The organism is Ruegeria sp. AF8 (genome assembly GCF_056541825.1).
This window is the reverse complement of record NZ_JBQFYW010000081.1, coordinates 1-1,022: the sequence shown is the minus strand read 5'-3', so window position 1 is coordinate 1,022 and position 1,022 is coordinate 1. Positions and strand designations below refer to the sequence as shown.

Sequence of the window (1,022 nt, the reverse complement as noted above, 5' to 3'; positions counted from 1 at the left end):
GGTGTAGACGCCCCCGCTGGCCTCGATGTGCCATTGTGGGTTTGCAAACAACCTGAATGGAGGCGTCTATGGAAGAGATTAGCATGATTGGCCTGGATTTGGCGAAGAATGTGTTCCAGGTGCATGGAGCGGATCACACGGGTCACGCAGTTTTGCGGAAGAAACTTCGCAGAGGTCAGGTTCTGGAGTTCTTTGCCAAGTTACCGCACTGTGTGGTTGCCATGGAAGCCTGTGCCAGTGCGCACTACTGGGGCCGGGAGATTGGTCGCCTTGGTCACGATGTCAGACTTATTCCGCCAGCGTATGTGAAACCGTTCGTCAAACGTCAGAAGAACGACATGGCGGATGCGGAAGCGATTTGTGAAGCTGCAAGTCGACCCACGATGCGCTTTGTTGCCGTGAAAAGCGAAGAAACACAGGCGTCCACGATGGTTCTTCGAGCGCGGGAATTGTTGGTTCGGCAGCGCACTCAATTGATCAATGCTCTTCGAGGTCACCTTGGAGAGCTCGGACTGGTGGCCCCACAAGGCGCGGCCAATATTCGCAAACTGATCGCTTTAGTGGGCTCTCACGATAAGTCGATCCCGGATGTGGCCCGGGAGTGCCTTGAAAGGTTGATCAGCATGTTGAACCAGCTGGATGGTCAGATCAAAGAGCTGGATGCCGAGATTGCACGCCGCGCACGGTCAAACGAAATGGCACGCCGCCTGATGACGGTCCCTGGAATTGGCCCGCTCATCGCAACTGCGCTGGTGGCCCTTGCCCCACCGCCGGAAACGTTCCGCCGTGGTCGGGATTTCGCCGCCTGGCTCGGGCTGGTTCCCAGACAGCATTCAACAGGGGGCAAGCAACGCCTCGGTGCAACGACAAAGATGGGGGAACGCTCGCTCAGGCGATTGTTGATTATCGGCGCCAACAGTGTCGTCATGTGGCGCGCTCGAAATAGAACACGAACAGATCCCTGGCTTGATCGCCTGATCGAACGCAAGCCGCCACTGCTGGTTCGCGTGGCTCTGGCCAAC

Annotated in this window: 1 protein-coding gene; it reads left to right on the top strand. The window is 57.3% G+C overall.

Annotated features, from left to right (window positions below; all coding sequences use genetic code 11):
- Positions 1-68: 68 nt before the first annotated feature.
- The coding region (locus ACR0AO_RS25465; RefSeq protein WP_480609842.1) for an IS110 family RNA-guided transposase at positions 69-1,022 on the top strand (954 nt) is incomplete at its 3' end.